The organism is Prochlorococcus marinus str. AS9601 (assembly GCF_000015645.1).
GTDB classification, from domain to species: domain Bacteria; phylum Cyanobacteriota; class Cyanobacteriia; order PCC-6307; family Cyanobiaceae; genus Prochlorococcus_A; species Prochlorococcus_A marinus_O.
Genome location: NC_008816.1, coordinates 97,955 through 118,589 on the forward strand (window position 1 = coordinate 97,955; position 20,635 = coordinate 118,589).

The window sequence follows — 20,635 nt, forward strand, 5'->3', positions numbered from 1 at the left end:
AATATTTCTCTAATGAAATCAATACAAAAACCAATAGTAATAGTTGGAGCAGGTTTTGCAGGTATGACATTTGCTTTGAATTTAAAGAAACTTAATCCTTCTTTACCTATTCTTGTAGTTGATTCTGAAACTAACTTTATATTTAAACCTTTAATGTACGAAGTTTTAAGTAAAGAGATAAGCAGTTGGGAAGCCAACCCAAAATTTGCAAATATTTTTTCTGATGCGGGTATAACTTTTTTAAGAAATTGTTTAACCAAAATTGACTTCAAAGAAAATATTCTTGAATTTAGTGATGAATTAAAATTAAGTTATCAATATCTCGTTATCTGTACAGGATCTATTCCAAATAGTTTTTTTATAAAAGGTGTAGATGAAAATTGTTATTTTTTTAATGATGTTAACGATTTAAATAAATTAAATTATTTTTTAAAAAAATCACAAAATACTGCCTTGCATAAAAAGTTATTTATAGTTGGAGGTGGTCCCTCTGGTATCGAGTTGGCATGCAAAATTAAAGATATATTTACAGACCAATTTGAAATTAATGTAATAGAAAAATCAAACGAAATCCTCAATAAAAACAAAATTTTTAATAGAGAACAAGCAGAGAAGGCATTAGAAAAAAGAAAAATCAATGTTCTTTTGAATTCCACAGTTAAAGAGGTCTCAGAAACTAAAATTACTATTTCTAGTGAGGTTGGAATAACTTCCTTGGATAAAGATATTGTTATTTGGACAGCAGGTGTTAAACCTAATTTGTCTTACTTAGAAACTGATCAAATAACAAAAAAATTTGGACGAATTTTAGTTAATAATAACTTGCAAATAGAAAACCATAAAAACTGTTTTGCTATTGGTGATATTTCAGTTATTGAAGGAATGGAGGATTTACCCATAACTGCTCAGGTCGCTATGCAGGAAGGAAATCATCTTGCTAATAATTTAGAACTTTTAGTTCAAGGAAAAGATCCTTTACCCTTTGAATTTCAAGACAACGGTGAAATGATTAGTTTAGGAATAGGCGAAGCTTCAATTTCTGGGCTTGGGGTTACTTTATCTGGGAAATTGGCTTTTGAGGCAAGAAGACTTATATATGCTTCCAGGTTGCCTGATATTACAGAAAGCTTAAAATCTGCATCTTCATGGATATTCCAAAAAAAATCTATTTTTAAAAAGTTTCTTAAAAAAGATTATTCGAATTAAACTTTTTTGAAATATTGTTTTTGGGTATATTGAGTTAAATAAGTTTTGTATGAATTTAATTGCAGTAGTTAGTAATAATTTTGATGCGTTTATAACGGTAGTTGTTTTAATAATGTCAATAATTTTATTTATTAGAAATACTATTGCACCAGAATTGACTGGTTTGTTATGTGTCGGAATATTTATATCTACTGGGGTTCTCTCTCCTGAAAAAGCTTTAGCTGGATTTGGTAGCCCTTCTTTAATTACCCTTATGGGTTTATTTGCAGTTTCCTCAGCATTATTTAAAAGTGGTGCCTTAGACAGAGTAAGAGAATTGATTTCTTCTGAAAGTATTCGAACTCCAAGGAAATTAATTTCTTTAATAGCTTTTTTGATTGCTCCAATATCTGGAATTGTACCTAATACTCCAGTAGTAGCATCTTTGTTACCTTTAATTGAAAGTTGGTGCGAGCGAAGAAATATATCACCATCAAAAGTTTTATTACCTCTTTCTTTTGCTACTTTGCTTGGAGGAACTCTGACATTATTAGGTAGCTCAGTAAATCTTCTTGTAAGTGATATTAGTCAACAATTAGGTTACGGAGGTTTGGAATTATTTAGTTTGACTTCAATAGGAATTCCTGTATGGCTGATAGGTACAACCTATATGATTCTAGTTTCTGACATGCTTTTACCAGATAGAGGGAGAGATAAGGAGTTTATTAAAAATGGTGATATGAATATATATTTTACCGAAGTTACCATTCCTTCTACTTCAGAATTAGTTGGACAATCTGTCAGAAATAGTAGATTGCAAAGACGATTTGACGTTGATGTTCTGGAATTGCAACGAAATGGAAAAGTTATTCTTCCTCCTTTGGCTGATAGAAAGATCGAACCGAATGATAGATTAATAATCCGCGTTACAAGGGCAGACTTATTTAGGCTGCAACAGGAACATACTATTCTGTTAGGAGAAAACAAAACATCGTTCGATGGGGCTAATGTTTTCTCAGATGATGAAGGTACTAAGACCTTTGAAGCCTTGTTACCAGCTGGTTCAACTTTAGCCGGTGCAAGTTTGAGAGAATTAAGATTTAGGCAGCGTCATAATGCAACAGTTTTAGCATTAAGAAGAGGTCAGCAAACTGTTCAGGAGAGATTAGGCCAAGCTGTTTTAAGGGCTGGAGATGTTTTATTATTGCAAGCACCTCTAGATTCAATAAGAGGTTTGCAAGCTAGTAATGATTTGCTTATTTTAGATCAATTCGAAGATGACTTACCTTTTTTGATAAAAAAACCTATATCGATTGCAATTGCAATAGGAATGGTCATTTTACCTTCGGTTTCTAATATTCCATTAGTAGGTTCAGTTCTTTTGGCAGTGATTGCAATGGTGGCTTGTGGATGTTTAAGACCTGCAGAGATACAAAAATCAATTAGGTTAGACGTTATTTTATTGCTGGGATCTTTATCGTGTTTTAGTGTAGCTATGCAGATAACTGGATTAGCAGATGTAATTGCAGTTAATCTAAATTTTGCCCTTAACGGAATGCCTCTTTATTTTGCATTAGTCGTAATTTTTGTTTCTACAGTTATTCTTACGCAATTTATAAGTAATGCTGCTTCGGTTGCTTTGATTTTGCCTGTTGCTATTGAATTCTCAAATGTTTTAGAAATTTCACCAAGCGCTTTAATAATGCTTGTTTTGTTTGGTGCAAGTCAATCTTTCTTGACTCCAATGGGTTATCAAACAAATTTAATGGTTTATGGTCCTGGAAGATATAGATTTTTTGATATCGCAAAATACGGCGCAGGATTAACACTTATAATGTCTTTTACTGTGCCAGCATTGATAATTTTAAATTACGGATAATATCGTGAAATTCACAAGCAAGGTTTATAAGTTAAAAGATGCTTACAAAAAGCTATCTGTACCTCAATTTACTATTGTTACAGGCTTGTTTATTATTTGCCTTGGAACTTTAATTTTGAGCTCTCCATTATGTTCATCTTCAAAGGTTGGTTTGTGGGAAGCATTTTTTACATCTACTTCTGCAATAACCGTTACTGGCTTAACCATAATAGATATTGGTAATGATTTAAATTTCTTTGGCCAAGTTTTCTTAGCTTTTATGCTTTTATCAGGAGGTCTAGGATTAATGGCTATTACAACATTTTTACAAGGGTTTGTTGTAAAGGGGACAAAGTTAAGAACTAGATTAGATAAAGGAAAGACTTTAGATGAATTTGGAGTTGGAGGAATTGGTCGAACTTTTCAAAGCATTGCTATTACTGCGATTATTATTATATCTTTGGGCGCAATTGTCTTATATTCTTTTGGATTTGTAGACATTCAAAACAATTGGGAAAGACTATGGTCCTCGATTTTTCACAGCATTTCTGCCTATAACAATGCAGGATTTTCGTTAATGTCAAATAGTCTTCAAGACTATAGGACAAATTATTTGGTGAATAGTGTTTTTGTTTTTCTCATTGTTATGGGTGGATTGGGTTGGCGGGTTATTGATGATATTTGGAGTCATAAAAAAAGTCTTTCTTATAAGAAATTAAGCCTTCATTCCAGACTAGTTATTAGGACAAGTTTGTCTCTAATATTGTTCGGATCATTTGGATTCTTTATCACTGAATCACTACTAAATAGTCAATTTTTTAATGATTTAAATTTGTTTGAACGGTTAATGTCATCTATCTTCGAAACAGTTAGTGCAAGAACTGCAGGCTTTACAAATTTTCCGATTTCTTTGAACTCTATCTCAGATACGGGCCTCTTATTATTAATGACGCTTATGTTTATTGGAGCAAGTACAGGAGGTACTGGTGGAGGCATAAAAACAACTACATTTATTGCTTTAATGGCTGCAACCAGATCAACTTTAAGAGGTCAGAAAGATGTAATTATTAGCAATAGATTAATTTCAGATAAAGTTATTCTTAAGGCAGTTGGAATCACAGTTGGATCTTTGCTTTTTGTTCTTTTAATGGCAATGTTGCTTAGTACAACTAATACTTTTGTTAAAAAAGAATCATTCACATTTCTAGAAATTCTGTTCACTTGCATATCAGCATTTGCAACAGTTGGTTTTGATATTGGTTTAACCTCAAAATTAAATCATTTTGGTCAATTTATTCTTATTGTGGGTATGTTTGTGGGCAGACTCGGGATCCTTTTGCTTTTAAGTGCACTTTGGCAGGCTCTTTATAAGAGTAGAATAGATAGGCAAAAGAGAATTGGCTATCCTAGGGCTGATCTATACGTTTAGAATTGACTGAGTTTTATTATGGCTGATTGGTGGAAGTGGACTCAAAAGAAAGAAAATGAAGAACTCACTTTTGCAGTTGTCGGCGTTGGAAGATTTGGAACTGCAGTTTGCAGAGAACTTATTAGTAATGGTGCTGATGTTTTGGCTGCAGATTATTCGGAAAAAGCTATTGATGATTTAAGGCAATTAGAACCTTCGATAGAAGCGAGAGTTGTAGATTGTACTGATGAAGAGTCTATGAAGGAATCGGGAATTCTTGAAATGAATACTGTTGTAGTGGGTATTAGTGAACCTATTGAAGCAAGTATAACTACAACTCTTATTGCTAAGGATAGTGAAGGTAGCAAAGTGAAAAGAGTAATAGCGAGAGCTACCAGTGACTTGCACGAAAAAATGTTAAAAAGAGTTGGTGCAGACAAAGTTGTTTTCCCATCTAGGATGCAAGGAGAAAGATTAGGTTTAGAATTAGTAAGACCAAACCTAATCGAGAGATTAGAACTAGATAATCAAACTGGTATAGATGAAATAACTGTTCCAGAAGAATTTATTGGAAGATCTTTAAGAGATTTAAATTTGAGAAAAAATTATTTAGTCAATGTTCTTGCTGCAGGACCTGCTGAAGAGTTAACAGTTAATCCTCCAGCAAAATATATTTTGGAAAGAGGAAACATTTTGGTAGTTATGGGTAAAACTGCAGATTTACAGAAATTGCCTCAAAATTAATTATTTTTAATCAGATTTTTTATAGTATCTAATCCTTTGAGGAGCTCTTTTTAATCTTCTGACACTTTGTTTTTCAAGTTCATCTCTAAATTTATCAGTATTTAAATTATTTTCTGAAACAGGTGATTTACTTTCTTTTTCGAAATATTTTTTTATACCCTCTTGTATTAACACTTTTGCCATATTACTTACTGTCCTAGATTCATTATTGGCTAAAATAGTTAACTGCTCACATATTAATTCTGGGAGAACTACTTGAATTCTGGGGGATTTAGGCTTCCCATTAGTTGAGTTTTGGCGGGTAGCCATGAGTCAAAGTTGATAACTGTTACTTATTAGTATACACAGTTAGTCAAGGATACTATCTTTGTGTATATTATTAGTAAGGAAATTTATGTCCGTATCAATTAATTAATTTTTATGCTCCATGAAAAATTCAAGAAAACTTGATTCTCCTAAAAGGTCTATTATTGATAAAAAGAAAAAAAAATTAGTTAATTCTAATTATCACGACAATGAAAATAGTGATGTTTTGGTATCAGCTGTAATTAGTCCATATTTGTTAACTCATCTTCATCATATTCTTCAGCAGTCTGAGTACTGTGCTCAAAAAGATGGCAGAAAATCTCACGCAGCTAACTTTGCGAAATTAAGAAAAGTTTTATGTTTAGACGCAAGAAGTATGGCAGATGCCTCTGCAAAAGAGATAAAAGATGTGGATAATGATTTATCTAATAATAAATATAATGAACAAAATGTAGCTTGAAGTAATAATCTATTAATAAATAGATTTTAAAAACATGTCCAGTAATGCTGAAAAGCTCTATAAGTTAATAGCAAACGATTCCAAAAAGAAACAAAGTCTTTTTATGACAGCCCTAACTAATCCCAAAAAAGCCTTAGATAAAATATGCGACATTGGCAACGAGTTAAATATTTCTGTGACTAAAGAAGAGGTTATTGAATATTTGAGTACTATCGATGATGAGGCAACTAAAATGTGGTTAATTAAGGCTCGAGGAGGTCTTTAGGAACAGGTTTCGAATAATTATTATTATTAGGATTTGGAATAGGTTTTATTCTTTTGTTGTAACCACCACCACCAGCTAAAGTCCAAAAAAACCAATAACTTGGAATTGCAAGAGCTGCAGCTATGAAAATCACTACAATTTGTTCTATTCTTTTCATGATTTAATTTTATTCCACAAAATATTTTTTAGTAAATAAGCCACAGATTTTGTAAATTCTATTTTTAAAACAGTGATTAGATTTGAAGGTGTAAGCAAAATTTATTCTACAGATGTTGTTTTAAAAAATATTAGTTGGGAGATTAAGAAAGGAGAAAAAGTTGGCTTAGTTGGTTCTAATGGTGCAGGTAAATCAACCCAATTTAAGATTTTAATTGGAGAGGAAGAGCAAACAAGTGGAACGATCATCAAAGAGGGAAATCCTAAAATTGCCCATTTAAAGCAAGAGTTTGATTGTAATTTGAATTTTTCAGTGAGACAGGAATTAGAAAGTTCTTTTATAGATATACAAATTGTTGCCATTAAACTTTTAGAAATTGAGAATAAAATGAAATCGTTGGATATAAAAAAAAATTCCGATGAACTTGAAATACTTGTTAATCAACTCGCAAAATATCAAGCAAAATTTGAAGCGTTAGGAGGTTATAAAATGCAATCTGATGTAGAAAAAATATTACCAAAATTAGGCTTTTCTTTAGCAGATGCTGATAAATTAGTTGGCAACTTCTCAGGTGGTTGGCAGATGAAAGTTGCTCTTGGAAAAATAATCTTACAAAAACCAGATTTACTTTTATTGGATGAACCAACCAATCATTTAGATTTAGAAACTATTTTTTGGTTGGAAGAATATCTATCATCGCTTAAAATTGCAGTGATTATAATTAGCCATGATAGATATTTCTTAGATAAATTATGTAAAAAAATAATTTTTGTAGATAGAGGAATATCTGAAACATATAATGGGAACTATTCTTTTTTTGTCGAACAGAAATCTTTGAATGAAGAATCACAAAATAAAGCATATCAATTACAACAAAAAGAAATTGAGTTACAAAAGAGGTATATAGATAGATTTAGAGCTAGTGCAACAAGAAGTTCTCAAGCAAAGAGTAGAGAAAAACAATTAAAAAAGATTACTAAAATTGAGGCTCCCATAGCAAAATCAAAAAGTCCTGTTTTTAATTTTCCAGAGTGCCCTCGCTCTGGAAAATTAGTTCTAAATATTAAAAATTTGTCCCATAGTTTCGAGGATAAAATTCTTTTTCTAGATATTAATTTAAAGATTTCTTCTGGGGAGAAAATAGCAATATTGGGCCCTAATGGATGCGGCAAATCTACATTGCTTAAAATTATTATGAAAAAAATATCTCCTGAAATTGGAGAAATTAATCTTGGTAAACATAATATAATTACTAACTATTATGAACAGAATCAGGCTGAAGCGCTTTCACTTGATGAAACGGTTATTGATTTAATATGTAATAAGTCTCCAGAATGGTCCCAAAAAAAAGTTAGAACATTTTTAGGGGGTTTTGGCTTTCAAAATGAAACTGTTTTTAAATATATTAAACAACTCAGTGGGGGAGAAAAGGCAAGATTAGCATTGGCGCTCATGATTATTAATCCTAGTAATTTCCTTCTTTTGGACGAACCAACTAATCATTTGGATCTGCAATCTAAGGAAAACTTAGAATTAGCAATTAAAAATTATAAAGGTTCATTATTAATCATTTCTCATGATCGGTATTTTATTTCAAAGGTTGCAAATAGAATTATTGAAATTAAAGATTCAAAGTTATATTCATATGACGGTAATTATGAATATTTTTTAGAAAAAACTCAAAGCCAAAAAATTTGATTACTTTTAATAAAATTTACACTTGGCTAAGTAAGATCACTCATTTATCTTTACATAGTTTATCGTCCTTGATTAATCTTAAAAATACAGAATAGGTTTTAATAACTTAAATGAAAAATTACGATTTCCAAGAAAAAAAGATTCAAATTTCTGATCCTATTGAAAGTTATTTTGAATGCATTACTTCCTGTGATGTAAGCGATGGTAGATGTATTTCTAGATGTGTGGAAATACTTAAACGGAATAACAATTAAATTTTTTATTTATTTTGTAGATTAGTAATATCAGTTGGTATTACTTTTAATTTAATAAATTTATTTTTACGCTTTAATAATATATTTACTTGTTTTTTGATACCATTTTTACTAATTTGTTCTATTACGTCTGATGCGGTTTCAATATCTTTATTGTCTATTTTAATTAAAATATCATCTATCTTGATTCCACTTTTTTCAGCTGGACTGTTCGGTACTACATATCCAACTTTTACGACATTATTTTTTCTCTCAGAAACACTTTCTTCTATTAGGCTAATTCCAATCATAGGATGTATTACTTTCCCATTGTTTAAAAGTTGATAGGCAATTTCTTTAGCTTTATTAATTGGGATTGCGAAACTCAAACCGGCTCCTGGACCTGATCTTATCAAGGTATTAATACCAATTACTTCTCCATCGCTATTCAACAGTGGACCTCCAGAATTGCCAGGATTAATAGCAGCGTCAGTTTGTATCAGTTCAAGTTTTTTATCATATATTCCTAATTGATTTACGTTTCTATTTAGATTACTAATAATACCAAGCGTAACTGTGTTTTCCAATCCAAATGGATTTCCAACTGCTATAGCCCAATCACCAACTTTAATCTTTGCAGAATCGCCCAATTTTGCTTTTGGCCAAGGCCCTTTCCCTTCAATCTTTAGCACAGCTAAATCAGTAAAAGAGTCTTGACCTATCAGTTTAGCGTTTAATTTTTTGCCATTGGTTAAACCAACAATTACCTTATCTGATCCATTCACTACATGAGCATTGGTCATTACAAGTCCATCTGCAAATATAAATCCACTGCCTTGGTTTTGCTCTATCCTTGGTCGATTTTCGTTATTTAAATCTAATCCAAAAAATCTTTCAAAATATGGGTCTAAAAATAGTTGAGAATTTCTTGGAAAATTTCTTTTTTTAACATATCTTTGAGTATCAATTGTCACCACAGCTGCACCGGTTCTTTCTACAGCTTTAGTTATAAAAGATTTGTTCGAATATAAATTAACTTCATTAATTTTTGGCTTGCTTAATGTTTGGGATATTACTTTTGCAGGATGTCTAATGCCCATTGTAATTAATGAGACGATTATTAATAGCTTTTGGATGTCTCTTTTCAATTTTGATTTTTTATGTACTTCGAGAGATTTAATACACCATATCAGTGTAATTTAAATATAACTACAAATTTAATTTATTTAATCTAGAGAATAATTAAATAACTTAAAGTAGCTAAATTTCTTTTTTTCGAGCTATTATGTTTATCATATAACTAACTAAATTTATAAGACTGATGACTATTCTATTTCCAATAATATATTCTGCAGCCTTAACTTATTTAGTGTGGAAAGCTTTTAAAGTTATGTCTAATGGCTGGGGTATATCCGATAATAAAAATCAACGATTGAGTACTTCCAGTTTTAAACAAAACAAGTACACAATACATCCAGAACTTTTAGATAAATCGGGAAAAATAACAGAAGAGGAACTACTAACAGTTAGATTTTCAAATGACAATGACACTACATTAGAAGAAAAAGGTTCAACATCTGATTAATCAAATTACATTAAAGGAAAAAAATTGGAATTAAGAACAAAAATTGTCTCAGCGGTAATAAGATCACTCAAGTTGCCACCAAGGTTCCGTTTAAAGATGGTTAAAGAAGATCCAGTGAGGCTTGAACTAAGTCTTACTCCTTCTTACGGTAAAAATCCAGTAATTGTTGGTATAGTTGAATCTTTAGACTTAGTTGCTCGAAGAGATAGAGAAGGTAGATTACCCAGAGATCTTCAAGGGACTTGGGACTGGACTGTACGACATGGAAAAGTTAGTACTGGAGGTTGGAATCCTATGTTAAAAGAAGCATTGCAAACAATGTTTGATACAGGATTGCCAGCCATTGTATTTGAGGAGTTAACTGGAGATGAGTATCGACCTGTTGATGGTGTAAGACATGTTAAATAAATAATTAATTTATTTATCATAAATTTCCCCTTAAAACGTTAAAATAATTTGATAGATAATTTAGTTAATTATGAATGATGAAAATCAACCAAGATTTGGATTCGTAAATTTCGCAGAAACTTGGAATGGCCGTATGGCAATGATGGGAATTTTGATCGGACTTGGTACTGAATTAATTACTGGACAAAGTATTCTTCGACAAATTGGAATAGGATAGTATTTTACTTAATTTCCTCTGCTTCCACTTCAATGGTACTTTCACTGGGCTTTTTATCTAATTGATTTTTCTTAGTTATATTCTCTAAATCTGCACCGCAATTCATGCATGTTTCACTTAAGCCTAATGATATTGCCCCGCAATTACTGCATGTATTAATTTTAGATTTGTAAGAGTTAAAACCCATGAACACTAAAACTAATAATAGAAGGGGAATTAAAAATAAAAGAAGTAGGATATTTCCAACAATGCTTATGAAAAAGTTAATTCCAAAAATGGGAATAACTATAAGTATGATTAATGAGTAGGTAAGAAGATTTTTATTAGCTTTTAAAAAATAATTCACTTTAGTTATCCTTATCTATAATTTCTTTTTTTATTTACTAGAGTCATACTAGCAATTACTACGCTCCAACACTGTCCAAAATATAAAATCACTCCTAATAGCCATACCCATAAAGTAAGTACAAGAAAACCTCCAATAAAACCGTATGCTTGAAATCTTACTCCTAGTGAGAGAATACTTTTACTCACTGCTAGGTTCAAAGTGGTTAGGCCAATTCCAATAAGAAAAGCTCCAGGTAAAAGTGGTTTCAATGGAACTTTTCTACTGGGTAAAAGTGCTTGTAATAAAAGAGCCATTAAAGAAAAGCCAATAAGTGGTATTGCAAATTGACCAACTTGTAATAGCGGCAACTTTAATAATAAATCAGAAATAAGATTATTAGATTTTGAAAGATTTTCTAAAACGTTACTTGGGATCATCCTAAGATTTGCACTAATTTGATCTAGTACCATTAAAAAACCAATAAAGAATACTATTAAAAAGGCTTCAACTCTATTTCGGAGAAACTTCGAAGCTTGCACTCTCCAAGCAGCATTAACTTTTTTAGAAGGAATTTCGTCCTCCCAAAGCCTATCCGAACCTCTTTGAAGAGATAGATATGCATTTCCCGCGGTGAAAAGCAAAAACATAGCCCCAAGGATACCTGCTCCAAAACCTTGATCTATCAAATTAAATAATGTTGTTTCTACTAACTCAACTACTGAAGGAGGTAAAATTTGAGCAGCAATGGCAATTATTTGTTGATCTAATCCTTCTTGTTTTCCTAGGAACCATGAAGCTATTGAAAGAGAAATTAGAAGGATGGGAAAAAATGATTGAAGTGTGTAGTATGCAAATGCAGCGCTTAAATCAACACAATCAGATTTGCTCCATCTCTCACAAGCTCCCCATAAACTTTTCAGTATCCATGTTGAACTTCTCTGCATATTAATTTTCTTCAAATATTTTATTTATTTACTTAGTTTTTATTGTATCGGATTAAGAAATTTTTCAAGCAATTATTGATTTATCATGCAACTATTTTTCTAATAATAAGTTGCCCCATGGCTTTAAAATTTCAAATTTTTCTTTAGATCTACAAGCAATTAATGGAAAATTAACATCGCTCAAGTCTTCTCCTGAAACTAAATTTAAAGGATCTTTTTCTAACCACTCTATAGAACAATTGAGTTCTTCTAGTAGCAGCCAGGCTGCTGCAATATCCCATATCTTAGGGGTTGATTCTATTGCTCCAAAAGTTTGTCCCATCGCTACACTCGTAAGATTTAAACTCGATACACCTAAGAGTCTGATTTTGCCAGGAAATACTGAATTTGGTTTTTTTTGCAAAATTTTTATTGATCTACTACATAAAGAAATGCATTCACTTTGAAGATTATTTTGGCTAGGGTCAATTTTTTTGTTATTTAACCAAACCCCTTTACCTTTAATGGATACAAACTTTTTTTTCAATGTAGGAATTATTAAAAAAGAAGATTGTGGTTTACCATCAACGAACCTTGCTACAGATATAGACCAGTAAGGAATACCAGCAGCAAAATTTGTTGTCCCATCGAGTGGATCGACCACCCAGTAAGCTTTTGAATTTGGAATTAACTTTTGCCCTTCTTCACTAAGGACGCCTTCACCTGGAGATATTGAAGCTAAGCCATCTACGATTGTTTTGTCACTCCATAAATCACAACTTGTTAATAATGATCCATCGGCTTTATTGCTGGCGCTAATATTTCCAAAATCTTTTGTTTGACGTTGACTAACCAATTCAAATAAAGAATCTAATTCATGTAGTTGCTTATTAGTTAAATTTGGTGGATTCATCTTTATATATTGCAAATAGAATCTGTATTATTAATTTTAGTATTTTTACTACTCAAACAATTTTTACTTTTATCAAGGAAAGTTAATCTCTCTAATTCATCTATATTCAGATTGTAATTATATATTGCATTAATATTTTTTGATTTCGCATTACTTAATTCACTTTGCCTAACAAGAACATCTTTTAGAGTTGATATCCCGACATCATATCTAAGTCTGGAAAGTCTTACAGACTCTTTGCTAGATTCAATTTCTTTAAGAGAGGAGATTATTTTTTCTTCATTTAATTTAAGATTTAAATAGGCTTTACTAATACTTGTGGTTAAAACATTTTTTAGATTTTCATAAGCATATTTTTCGGATTCTGCATCTGCTATTTTTGATTTGAAAGAGTTCTTATTTTGTCCACCATCAAAAATACTCCATGCAAAATTTAGACTTATGGTATTTGTATAATTAGATCCAGATTCTTCAGAGTCGATATTAGTTGCTAGAGAGTCACCTTTTGAAAATGTACTAGATAGTGAATTACTGATATAGATATTTGGCTTATTTTGAGCTAAAAAGCTCTCTGCTTGGTTCTTTTTGATTGATTTTTGAAGGATAAGGTTTTTTAAGGAAAGATTTTTATCCAAACCCTCATTAATATTCTTATTCAATTTATGATTCCAAAACCCTATGAGATTTTGCTCTTTATTAGTTTCGAAATCTCCCTTAACATTAATAATCTCTTTAAGAGAAATTTTATTAATTTCATTTTCTATTTTCTTTTCATTAAGAGATTGTTGATCTCGAGATAATTGAGCTTCTGCTTCAAGAACTTCAAATTTTGTACCTATTCCAGCATCTAGCTTCGCTTTAGCATTTTCTAAACTTGTAATTGATAAATCAAGTGTGAATTTTTTATTTTGAATATCTTGATATGACTTTTTGTATTTGTGATATCTGATTCTTGCTTCCTGAATTAAATCTTTTTTCTTAATCTCATAATTATTTTCTGCAATTTTGTAATTTGTTTTGGCAATTTTAATTTCAGATCCTCTTAGCGGGGCAATTAAATCCCATTTAATATTAAGGGAGGGATTAGCCGTAAATTGTGATGTTTTATAAGTAGGTGAATTGCTATTATATTTTTTACCTGCGACATATTTTGGTAACCCATTGGCTTGAAAATCTAAGGATGGGTATCTTTTGGCAATTTGACTGGAAAGATTAAAGCTTGCAGAGGCTACTTGGTTTTGTAATGATTTTAATTCTTGATTATTTAGTACAAGTTTTTCTATTTCTTGATAGTCAACAAAAGTAATATTTGATTTTTCTTCTAAAACATTATCAATGTAATTTTTTGTTTCGCTCGATAGAATACTAAAGGTATTCATACTTAGAGTAAGCGGAAATAATAAGAAAGGATTTATTACTCTTCTAAGCATGTTTTATAGTTTCGAAAATATTCGATTAACCAATTAAAGTATTAATAATATCATTTGAATCATCAAGAACGTGAATTTTAGTATTTATTTGATTCTCAACTTCTTGAATATTTTTATCATCTAAAAATAAATCAGTATTCATTTTTAACATAATAGAGGGGATGTAAACAGCTTCTCCTAAATCCTTATTTTTCAGCCCGTAAATTAGATCTTCTCCAGTAAGAAGACCTGTAACAACTTGATCTTGACCCCAATAAATACTTGGCAAACCATATAACTTAATTGTTAATCCATTAATTAAGTTTAATTTCTTAACTGTAGGAATTAGGGCTTCATAAACTAATTTACCAACAATCCAACTAACTTTTTTTGGCCTTTTTACTTTTTGGGGTAGGTTTTGAGTCTTCTCTCGTAATGCTTCTAGAAAGTTTCTAATAGTCCCAACTCCATTAGATTCTTGTGGCATATTTTCGTAGGTTTTGTAACTAGGTAAATTTGTACCGGCAATTAAATACCATTCGTCTGCTAGCCAACAAAAACGAGTTCCAAGAGTATTTTGTAGAGAGGCTTGAATTCTCTCTACTTTTTTAATAGTTTTTTTGGCGTATTCTGGGCTTATTGATTTTAAGCCATCATTTTCAGGTCTAAATTTTGTAAGTCCTACAGGAACTATTGCTACTGAAAGTACTGTTTGAGAGGTTTTTTTGTAGAATTCAGCAAGTTCCAAAATTGATTTCTCAAGAATATCCCCATCATTTATATCTGGACAAACAACAATTTGAGCATGTATTTGAATAGAGTTTTTTTCAAACCACGAAATTTGATCAAGTATCACTCCTGCTTTTTTATTTTTTAATAATTTTTCTCTTGTGGCCGGATCAGTAGCATGAACTGAAATAAAAAGTGGGGATAGTTTTTGCATAGCAATTCTTTCCCAGTCTTCTTTTTTCAAATTCGTGAGAGTTAAATAAGAGCCATATAGGAAACTTAATCTATAATCATCATCTTTTATATAAAGGCTTTTTCTTTTACCACTTGGCTGTTGATCAATAAAACAAAATGGACATCTATTATTGCATTGCTTGATTGAATCAAATAATGCATCTTTAAAATTTAAACCTAAATTAACGTCTTGATCTTTTTCAATATTTATATTGTGAATCCCATGATTTTTATCTAAAACTGATATGTCTAAAATTTCTTCACTAATCAGAATCTGATAATCAATTAAATCTCTTGGCTTTTTCCCGTTAATACTAATAATTGAATCACCTGATTCAAAACCTATTTCTTCAGCAATAGAATTAGCTTCAATACTTTCAATTTCTGCAGGGTTTATTTTATAAGTAATATCAGGAACCAAAAGGTCAGCGGGATCTTCTTTGTAATTAATTTCTTGCCACACAATTAAAGGCCCAATACTCTTATTTATATTTATTCTAGACTTATATATGACTCAAAGTGTATTAAATACTTTTAAAAAACTAAATATAGGTGTGAAATTATGGGCCTTTTATTTATTAAAATATGGCATTCGCAGTTTTCTAAAACACGATTTAGATTAATTAAAATAACGTTTTTCATTGAAAGAATTAATTACAAAAAATTTAGAAGTAAAAGATAAATTCAACTATGAATCCCATAATACAGTTGATTCATACGAAAATAGTTTTTTATCAAACCCTTTATCTTTAAGATTGTGGTCTTCTTTTTTTGTAATTTTACCTATTTTTGTTCAAGCCCCCTGGGTTAGATTAGAACCAATAAGTGCCCTTTGTTTTACTTTTGTTATTGTCTTAGTGGCAGTTGTTTTGAATCAAAAAGGATCAAATAAGTGGTTTATTGTCAGTTCATTATTACTTGGTATATCAGGTAGTTGGCTTGGTGGATGTTTGTTCTGGGGATGGTTGAGCCCATTTCCTATCCTACACATACCTGTTGAAGCTGTAGTTCTCCCATTAGCTTTAATTGGATTTGGTACTAATTGGAAAATAGGTTCAAGTTTTTATATCTCTTCTTTATTTGGAACCGCAGTTACCGACATTACAATATTTTTAATTGGAATCATGGATCAATGGAGGCAGGTAATTACAGCAGATTCTGAAAATGCACCCATGATTCTTCAACAAACTTCAGAGAGTCTTATTCAAATAAAATCATTATCTATTATCGTTTTTGTTGCTCTTATACTTTGGTTTATTTCAAAAGAAATTTTAGATTCTGGTACAATTAATACCACTAGTGGTAAAGCACTCTTAGTTTCTGGTTACGTAATTCAAACGACATTAATTGTTGATGGTATTTTTATTGTTTTAGCAATTCTGCAACCAACTTTTAGTGGATTGGTTTAATGTTAAGGCCTCCATTTTCGCAAGAACCGATACCAATCAACAATTGGGATGTAATCGTTATAGGCGCTGGAGCAGCTGGCCTTATGACTTGTCTTGAATTACCCTCAAATTTAAAAGTGCTTCTTTTAAATAGAAATACTAGTAAGATATCTTCCAGTAGATGGGCTCAAGGCGGAATTGCATCTGTTGTTAGACAAGATGATTCATTTGATCTTCATGCTGAGGATACTTTAAAAGCAGGTGATGGATTATGTGATTTTCAAGCTGTAGAAATGTTAGTTAAAGAAGCTCCAGGATGTGTAGAAAGGTTGCAGAATTTAGGGATGATTTTTGATCAAAGCTCTGATCAACTAGCTACTACCTTGGAAGCAGCCCATTCACGAAGAAGAGTCTTACATGTTAAAGATCGTACTGGAAGAGCATTAGTTGAAGTTCTAGAAGATCATATTGAAAATGAAAAAAATATTCTTCATTGCAGGGGTGTAAGAGTAACTGAACTTCTCATTGAGAATAAAGAATGTAGAGGAGTTCAGGTTCTTGATGGAGCAAATTTATATTGGATTAAATCTAGAGCTGTTGTTTTGGCTACAGGTGGGGGTGGGCACTTATTTACAAATACAACGAATCCTGCTCAATCCTCTGGTGAAGGGATTGCTCTTGCATGGAAAGCAGGAGCTGCTATCGAAGATTTAGAGTTCGTGCAATTTCATCCAACAGCTTTAAAATTTTATGGTGCACCTTGCTTCTTAATATCTGAGGCGCTTAGAGGGGAAGGAGCGATATTAGTTGATAAAAATGGTGAAAGTCCAGTTAAAAATCTTGAAAATCGTGATCTAGCAACTAGAGATCAGGTAAGTAGAGCAATTATGAAAAATATGCATGATAATAATGTAGACCATGTTGGCTTAGATCTTCGTTATATTGACCCAGAAAAAATTGTAGAGCGCTTCCCTACGATCTTAAGTCGATGTCAGGATTATGGCGTTAACCCTTTAAATGAGGTTATTCCAGTAGCTCCTGCAGCTCATTATTGGATGGGAGGTGTTAAAACTGATCTAAATGCATCTTCAACAAGAAAAGGATTATATGCCGTTGGAGAAGTTGCTTCTACAGGTGTGCATGGTGCTAATAGACTGGCAAGTAATTCATTGATGGAGTGTCTTGTTTTCGCAAGAAAAATGTCTTCAATTGTTTTGAATGACTTTTCTAAATTTGAAAAATTTGATAGATCATTTCAAGAGTTTAATATTGAAGATCCTAAAGAACATCAAATTTCTATAATTGCTGAAAAAATTGATGAACTAAGAAAACTTTGTTGGTTAAATTTAGGTGTATCGCGAAATAAGGTAAATATGAGTAAATTTTTAAATTATATTCAAAATGATATAGATAAATTAAATAAAAATGATTTACTAAATAGTCTTGAAAAAATAAAATTTGATCAAAAAATAAAACTTAGTGAACGTAATAGAAGAGCATTAAATCTTTTACTTGATTTAAAGAATAGACAAATAACAACAATAACTTTATTAAAAGCTTGTCTCTTTAGAGAAGAAAGTAGAGGAGGGCATTATAGAGATGATTTCCCTGATAAAGATAAAAATTGGGAATGCCATACTAGACAACAGTTAGATCAAAAAATTCAAAAAAGATTTATTAAAAATTAAGATCTCCATGATAGTCGGTTTTTGTCGCTAATTCATTTAAGTCACGCGTACCACTAATAATTTCTCCATTGATTTCCCAAGAAGGAAATCCACTTATTCCTTTTGTTTGGCATAGCTCATACTCATTATCTTTACCATCTTTAGCACACTCAACTACTTTTAATTCTTTAACTGCTTCCTTACCAAATAATTGTTTCTGATCGTGGCAATGCGGGCACCAGTATGCACTATACATAACAATATTGTTTTCACTTAAAAATTTTGCAAACTTTACCTTCTGGGGGGAGCTTGAGGTGGAAATTATTGGGGATACATTTTCAGTGGGGTTTGCAATATCAATAGCATTAGAGGGGTCAACGTTTGTTGACCAAATTAGTCCCCCCAGCAGGACACTAATGGCTACAATGAAACCTCTAAAAATCATAGGTTCTCTACTCTCGAACTTTGCTCCAATAATAGAAATTATAAAGATAGAAAACGATAAAATTGCTGAAAGTATACAAAAAAAGCAATATGCTTGAATTTTAAAAAACATTATATTTATCAATAAAAAGCTAAATGTTGATGAAGCACAAGAAATTAGAAATACTAACCACCATAAAAACTTATTTAGTTTTTCTTTTGGGGAAATTAAATTAAGCGAGAGTATTATTGTGATAATTAATATTGATAAATATGTTATAAATCCAGCTAATGAGAGAGGTATATTAACTTTATTATTTTCAAATAAAGTACCCCAAGGACTATTTAAAACTGTTTCACAACCATTTTGTATCCCTGGGCATGAAAGCGAAGTAAATATTCCCCAGTTTTTTAAAGTAATTGAACCTGTATCAACTATGCCTATAGTGCTAAGAATTGCAATTATGATTTTCGGCCATTTCAAATCTTTTTTATTTCTTCTGTTTAAAGTCTTAAGGGCCATAAAAAAGAAGGTTTGTTATTTACATTATCTATCCTAATATTATCTTGGCATGAGAGTTATATACGAAATGCTGTTTAAATCTTTTAATTCTTATTTTTTAAGTTGTGAAACAAAATAGTCTCAATGTAAAAGAAAAAAAACTATCTAAGGTTGCATTCAGTCATGTTGGCTGTGAGAAAAATCTTGTTGATACTGAACATATGCAAGGCTTATTAGATAAAGAGGGTTATGAAGTTGACAGCAATATAAATGATGCAAATGTTGTTGTTGTAAATACTTGCAGTTTTATTGAAACAGCTAGAGAAGAATCTATAAGAAAAATTCTAGAATATACAAATCAAGGAAAGGAAGTAATAGTTGCAGGCTGTATGGCTCAGCATTTTAAAGATGAGCTTATAAGAGAAATCCCTGAAATAAAAGGTTTGGTTGGAACAGGAGATTATCAAAAGATAGCCAAGGTTTTAGACAGAGTAGAACAAGGGGAAATCGTTAATGAAGTTTCAAAAATACCCGAATTTATCGCAGATGAGGAAATGCCTCGTTTTGTAGATAAAAATAAATTTGTTGCTTATCTTCGCATCGCTGAAGGCTGCAACTACAATTGCGCTTTTTGTATTATTCCTAAGTTGAGAGGTCCTCAAAGAAGTAGAACAATAGAATCTATAGTATCAGAAGCCAAAAGTCTTGCAAAAAAGGGTATTCAAGAAATCATATTAATTAGTCAAATAACAACTAATTATGGTCAAGATATTTATGGAAAACCATCATTAGCCAAACTTTTGAATGAGCTTTCTAAAGTTTCAATTCCTTGGATAAGGATACATTATGCTTATCCAACAGGTTTAACTGATGAAGTTATTAGAGCTTTCAAAGATTCAAAGAATATAGTACCTTACTTTGATTTGCCACTTCAGCATAGTCATCCCGATGTGTTGAAGAGTATGAATAGACCTTGGCAAGCTTCTTTGAATGAATCAATTTTGGAGAAAATTAGAGAAGAAATTCCATCTGCTGTGTTAAGAACTAGTCTCATTGTTGGTTTCCCAGGAGAAAAAAAAGAACATTTTGAACATCTTCTCCAATTTTTGGATAGGCACAAATTTGATCATGTTGGAGTGTTTATTTTTTCTCCTGAGGAAGGAACTACAGCTTTTCATTTACCAAATAAAGTATCTCTAGAGGTTGCAGAGGCAAGAAAAGATAACGTTATTTCAGTTCAACAAAATATCTCTAAAGATAAAAATCAGACATATGTTGGTTCAAAAATGAAGATTTTGGTAGAAAAAATATCAGACAATAACGAATTAATAGGTCGGTCCTATAATTTCGCTCCTGAAATTGATGGAACTGTAATTTTATCTGTTAAAGATAAAATTGATTTGAAAAATTATATTGGTAAATTTGTTGAAGCAAATATTACTTTTGCAGATGAATATGATTTGTATGGTGAGATTATTAAAATTTTGTAGTTTTTTAAATTAATTTAACTGCTCTTAAGAGCTTATCTAATGCGAAAGCAGCTCCAAAACCAAAACCAATAAATGCAAAATAGAAAATGATGTTCATTAATTTTT

Annotated in this window: 24 protein-coding genes; 14 read left to right on the forward strand and 10 right to left on the reverse strand. The window is 31.2% G+C overall.

The window, feature by feature from the left end; all coding sequences use genetic code 11:
- Positions 1 to 12: 12 nt before the first annotated feature.
- Genes A9601_RS09575 through A9601_RS09590 form a run of 4 tightly spaced genes read left to right on the forward strand, consistent with a single transcriptional unit; the run spans position 13 to position 5,195 of the window.
- Positions 13 to 1,206, forward strand: a complete 1,194-nt coding sequence (locus A9601_RS09575; protein ID WP_011817572.1) for an NAD(P)/FAD-dependent oxidoreductase — start codon at positions 13 to 15, stop codon at positions 1,204 to 1,206.
- Between the two features lie 49 nt (positions 1,207 to 1,255).
- On the forward strand, positions 1,256 to 3,064 hold the full coding sequence (locus tag A9601_RS09580; RefSeq protein ID WP_011817573.1) for an SLC13 family permease: 1,809 nt from the start codon (positions 1,256 to 1,258) through the stop codon (positions 3,062 to 3,064).
- Between the two features lie 4 nt (positions 3,065 to 3,068).
- Positions 3,069 to 4,472 carry a potassium transporter TrkG gene (locus A9601_RS09585; protein ID WP_011817574.1) on the forward strand — a complete coding sequence of 468 codons (1,404 nt, stop codon included), beginning with the start codon at positions 3,069 to 3,071 and terminating at the stop codon, positions 4,470 to 4,472.
- A gap of 18 nt (positions 4,473 to 4,490) precedes the next feature.
- Positions 4,491 to 5,195, forward strand: a complete 705-nt coding sequence (locus A9601_RS09590; RefSeq protein ID WP_011817575.1) for a potassium channel family protein — start codon at positions 4,491 to 4,493, stop codon at positions 5,193 to 5,195.
- 6 nt (positions 5,196 to 5,201) lie between these two features.
- On the opposite strand, the gene A9601_RS09595 is transcribed toward A9601_RS09590, so the two are convergent.
- The gene (locus A9601_RS09595) at positions 5,202 to 5,504 is read right to left on the reverse strand and encodes a ribbon-helix-helix domain-containing protein (protein WP_011817576.1); all 303 of its coding nucleotides are present in this window, start codon (positions 5,502 to 5,504) and stop codon (positions 5,202 to 5,204) included.
- 118 nt (positions 5,505 to 5,622) lie between these two features.
- Between A9601_RS09595 and A9601_RS09600 the strand changes: the two genes are divergently transcribed.
- Positions 5,623 to 5,961: a hypothetical protein gene (locus tag A9601_RS09600; protein ID WP_011817577.1), complete on the forward strand. Its 339-nt coding sequence runs from the start codon at positions 5,623 to 5,625 to the stop codon at positions 5,959 to 5,961.
- Between the two features lie 34 nt (positions 5,962 to 5,995).
- Positions 5,996 to 6,226: a hypothetical protein gene (locus tag A9601_RS09605; protein WP_011817578.1), complete on the forward strand. Its 231-nt coding sequence runs from the start codon at positions 5,996 to 5,998 to the stop codon at positions 6,224 to 6,226.
- On the opposite strand, the gene A9601_RS09610 is transcribed toward A9601_RS09605, so the two are convergent.
- A complete protein-coding gene (locus A9601_RS09610) occupies positions 6,204 to 6,383 on the reverse strand; it encodes a hypothetical protein (protein WP_011817579.1) in 180 nt (59 codons plus the stop codon). The two genes, A9601_RS09605 and A9601_RS09610, sit on opposite strands and share 23 nt — an antisense overlap.
- 72 nt (positions 6,384 to 6,455) lie before the next feature.
- Here A9601_RS09610 and A9601_RS09615 point away from each other — a divergent pair, with 72 nt between their 5' ends.
- Positions 6,456 to 8,081: an ABC-F family ATP-binding cassette domain-containing protein gene (locus A9601_RS09615; RefSeq protein ID WP_011817581.1), complete on the forward strand. Its 1,626-nt coding sequence runs from the start codon at positions 6,456 to 6,458 to the stop codon at positions 8,079 to 8,081.
- Between the two features lie 110 nt (positions 8,082 to 8,191).
- Positions 8,192 to 8,335 (forward strand): hypothetical protein, encoded by a 144-nt coding sequence (locus tag A9601_RS18535; protein WP_011817582.1) that lies wholly within the window; start codon positions 8,192 to 8,194, stop codon positions 8,333 to 8,335.
- Between the two features lie 5 nt (positions 8,336 to 8,340).
- Here the strand turns inward: A9601_RS18535 and A9601_RS09620 are convergent, their stop codons facing one another.
- On the reverse strand, positions 8,341 to 9,414 hold the full coding sequence (locus A9601_RS09620; protein ID WP_011817583.1) for a trypsin-like peptidase domain-containing protein: 1,074 nt from the start codon (positions 9,412 to 9,414) through the stop codon (positions 8,341 to 8,343).
- Between the two features lie 221 nt (positions 9,415 to 9,635).
- Here A9601_RS09620 and A9601_RS09625 point away from each other — a divergent pair, with 221 nt between their 5' ends.
- From A9601_RS09625 to A9601_RS09635, 3 genes are all read left to right on the forward strand, one after another.
- On the forward strand, positions 9,636 to 9,899 hold the full coding sequence (locus A9601_RS09625) for a DUF2973 domain-containing protein (protein WP_011817584.1): 264 nt from the start codon (positions 9,636 to 9,638) through the stop codon (positions 9,897 to 9,899).
- 24 nt (positions 9,900 to 9,923) lie between these two features.
- On the forward strand, positions 9,924 to 10,307 hold the full coding sequence (locus A9601_RS09630) for a hypothetical protein (protein ID WP_011817585.1): 384 nt from the start codon (positions 9,924 to 9,926) through the stop codon (positions 10,305 to 10,307).
- Between the two features lie 70 nt (positions 10,308 to 10,377).
- On the forward strand, positions 10,378 to 10,524 hold the full coding sequence (locus tag A9601_RS09635) for a high light inducible protein (protein ID WP_011375661.1): 147 nt from the start codon (positions 10,378 to 10,380) through the stop codon (positions 10,522 to 10,524).
- Positions 10,525 to 10,528: 4 nt separating this feature from the next.
- On the opposite strand, the gene A9601_RS09640 is transcribed toward A9601_RS09635, so the two are convergent.
- The 5 genes from A9601_RS09640 to A9601_RS09660 all read right to left on the reverse strand — a co-directional run bounded on the left by A9601_RS09640 (position 10,529) and on the right by A9601_RS09660 (position 15,523).
- Entirely contained in the window at positions 10,529 to 10,870 is a 342-nt protein-coding gene (locus A9601_RS09640) for a hypothetical protein (protein WP_011817586.1), read from the reverse strand.
- 11 nt (positions 10,871 to 10,881) lie between these two features.
- On the reverse strand, positions 10,882 to 11,796 hold the full coding sequence (locus tag A9601_RS09645) for a YihY/virulence factor BrkB family protein (protein ID WP_011817587.1): 915 nt from the start codon (positions 11,794 to 11,796) through the stop codon (positions 10,882 to 10,884).
- Positions 11,797 to 11,887: 91 nt separating this feature from the next.
- Positions 11,888 to 12,688: an inositol monophosphatase family protein gene (locus A9601_RS09650; protein ID WP_011817588.1), complete on the reverse strand. Its 801-nt coding sequence runs from the start codon at positions 12,686 to 12,688 to the stop codon at positions 11,888 to 11,890.
- Positions 12,689 to 12,690: 2 nt separating this feature from the next.
- The gene (locus A9601_RS09655) at positions 12,691 to 14,118 is read right to left on the reverse strand and encodes a TolC family protein (RefSeq protein ID WP_011817589.1); all 1,428 of its coding nucleotides are present in this window, start codon (positions 14,116 to 14,118) and stop codon (positions 12,691 to 12,693) included.
- Between the two features lie 25 nt (positions 14,119 to 14,143).
- A complete protein-coding gene (locus A9601_RS09660) occupies positions 14,144 to 15,523 on the reverse strand; it encodes a TIGR03279 family radical SAM protein (RefSeq protein ID WP_011817590.1) in 1,380 nt (459 codons plus the stop codon).
- Between the two features lie 178 nt (positions 15,524 to 15,701).
- Between A9601_RS09660 and A9601_RS09665 the strand changes: the two genes are divergently transcribed.
- Positions 15,702 to 16,469 (forward strand): DUF3120 domain-containing protein, encoded by a 768-nt coding sequence (locus tag A9601_RS09665; RefSeq protein WP_011817591.1) that lies wholly within the window; start codon positions 15,702 to 15,704, stop codon positions 16,467 to 16,469.
- The gene (gene nadB, locus A9601_RS09670) at positions 16,469 to 18,136 is read left to right on the forward strand and encodes an L-aspartate oxidase (protein ID WP_011817592.1); all 1,668 of its coding nucleotides are present in this window, start codon (positions 16,469 to 16,471) and stop codon (positions 18,134 to 18,136) included. Before A9601_RS09665 ends, nadB begins: the two co-directional genes overlap by 1 nt.
- Here nadB and A9601_RS09675 read toward each other — a convergent pair.
- On the reverse strand, positions 18,126 to 19,061 hold the full coding sequence (locus A9601_RS09675) for a vitamin K epoxide reductase family protein (protein WP_011817593.1): 936 nt from the start codon (positions 19,059 to 19,061) through the stop codon (positions 18,126 to 18,128). The two genes, nadB and A9601_RS09675, sit on opposite strands and share 11 nt — an antisense overlap.
- Positions 19,062 to 19,165: 104 nt before the next feature.
- Between A9601_RS09675 and rimO the strand changes: the two genes are divergently transcribed.
- On the forward strand, positions 19,166 to 20,530 hold the full coding sequence (gene rimO / locus A9601_RS09680; protein ID WP_011817594.1) for a 30S ribosomal protein S12 methylthiotransferase RimO: 1,365 nt from the start codon (positions 19,166 to 19,168) through the stop codon (positions 20,528 to 20,530).
- A gap of 4 nt (positions 20,531 to 20,534) precedes the next feature.
- On the opposite strand, the gene petL is transcribed toward rimO, so the two are convergent.
- Entirely contained in the window at positions 20,535 to 20,627 is a 93-nt protein-coding gene (gene petL / locus A9601_RS09685) for a cytochrome b6-f complex subunit PetL (RefSeq protein WP_011375671.1), read from the reverse strand.
- Positions 20,628 to 20,635: the final 8 nt, after the last annotated feature.

Excerpts from the sequence above, each read along its gene's own strand:
- A9601_RS09575 (WP_011817572.1), top strand. The coding sequence starts at position 13 with ATGAAATCAATACAAAAACCAATAGTAATAGTTGGAGCAGGTTTTGCA.
- A9601_RS09580 (WP_011817573.1), top strand. The coding sequence starts at position 1,256 with ATGAATTTAATTGCAGTAGTTAGTAATAATTTTGATGCGTTTATAACG.
- A9601_RS09590 (WP_011817575.1), top strand. The coding sequence starts at position 4,491 with ATGGCTGATTGGTGGAAGTGGACTCAAAAGAAAGAAAATGAAGAACTC.
- A9601_RS09595 (WP_011817576.1), bottom strand. The coding sequence starts at position 5,504 with ATGGCTACCCGCCAAAACTCAACTAATGGGAAGCCTAAATCCCCCAGA.
- A9601_RS09600 (WP_011817577.1), top strand. The coding sequence starts at position 5,623 with ATGAAAAATTCAAGAAAACTTGATTCTCCTAAAAGGTCTATTATTGAT.
- A9601_RS09605 (WP_011817578.1), top strand. The coding sequence starts at position 5,996 with ATGTCCAGTAATGCTGAAAAGCTCTATAAGTTAATAGCAAACGATTCC.
- A9601_RS09610 (WP_011817579.1), bottom strand. The coding sequence starts at position 6,383 with ATGAAAAGAATAGAACAAATTGTAGTGATTTTCATAGCTGCAGCTCTT.
- A9601_RS18535 (WP_011817582.1), top strand. The coding sequence starts at position 8,192 with ATGAAAAATTACGATTTCCAAGAAAAAAAGATTCAAATTTCTGATCCT.
- A9601_RS09620 (WP_011817583.1), bottom strand. The coding sequence starts at position 9,414 with ATGGGCATTAGACATCCTGCAAAAGTAATATCCCAAACATTAAGCAAG.
- A9601_RS09625 (WP_011817584.1), top strand. The coding sequence starts at position 9,636 with ATGACTATTCTATTTCCAATAATATATTCTGCAGCCTTAACTTATTTA.
- A9601_RS09635 (WP_011375661.1), top strand. The coding sequence starts at position 10,378 with ATGAATGATGAAAATCAACCAAGATTTGGATTCGTAAATTTCGCAGAA.
- A9601_RS09645 (WP_011817587.1), bottom strand. The coding sequence starts at position 11,796 with ATGCAGAGAAGTTCAACATGGATACTGAAAAGTTTATGGGGAGCTTGT.
- A9601_RS09650 (WP_011817588.1), bottom strand. The coding sequence starts at position 12,688 with ATGAATCCACCAAATTTAACTAATAAGCAACTACATGAATTAGATTCT.
- A9601_RS09655 (WP_011817589.1), bottom strand. The coding sequence starts at position 14,118 with ATGCTTAGAAGAGTAATAAATCCTTTCTTATTATTTCCGCTTACTCTA.
- nadB (WP_011817592.1), top strand. The coding sequence starts at position 16,469 with ATGTTAAGGCCTCCATTTTCGCAAGAACCGATACCAATCAACAATTGG.
- A9601_RS09675 (WP_011817593.1), bottom strand. The coding sequence starts at position 19,061 with ATGGCCCTTAAGACTTTAAACAGAAGAAATAAAAAAGATTTGAAATGG.
- petL (WP_011375671.1), bottom strand. The coding sequence starts at position 20,627 with ATGAACATCATTTTCTATTTTGCATTTATTGGTTTTGGTTTTGGAGCT.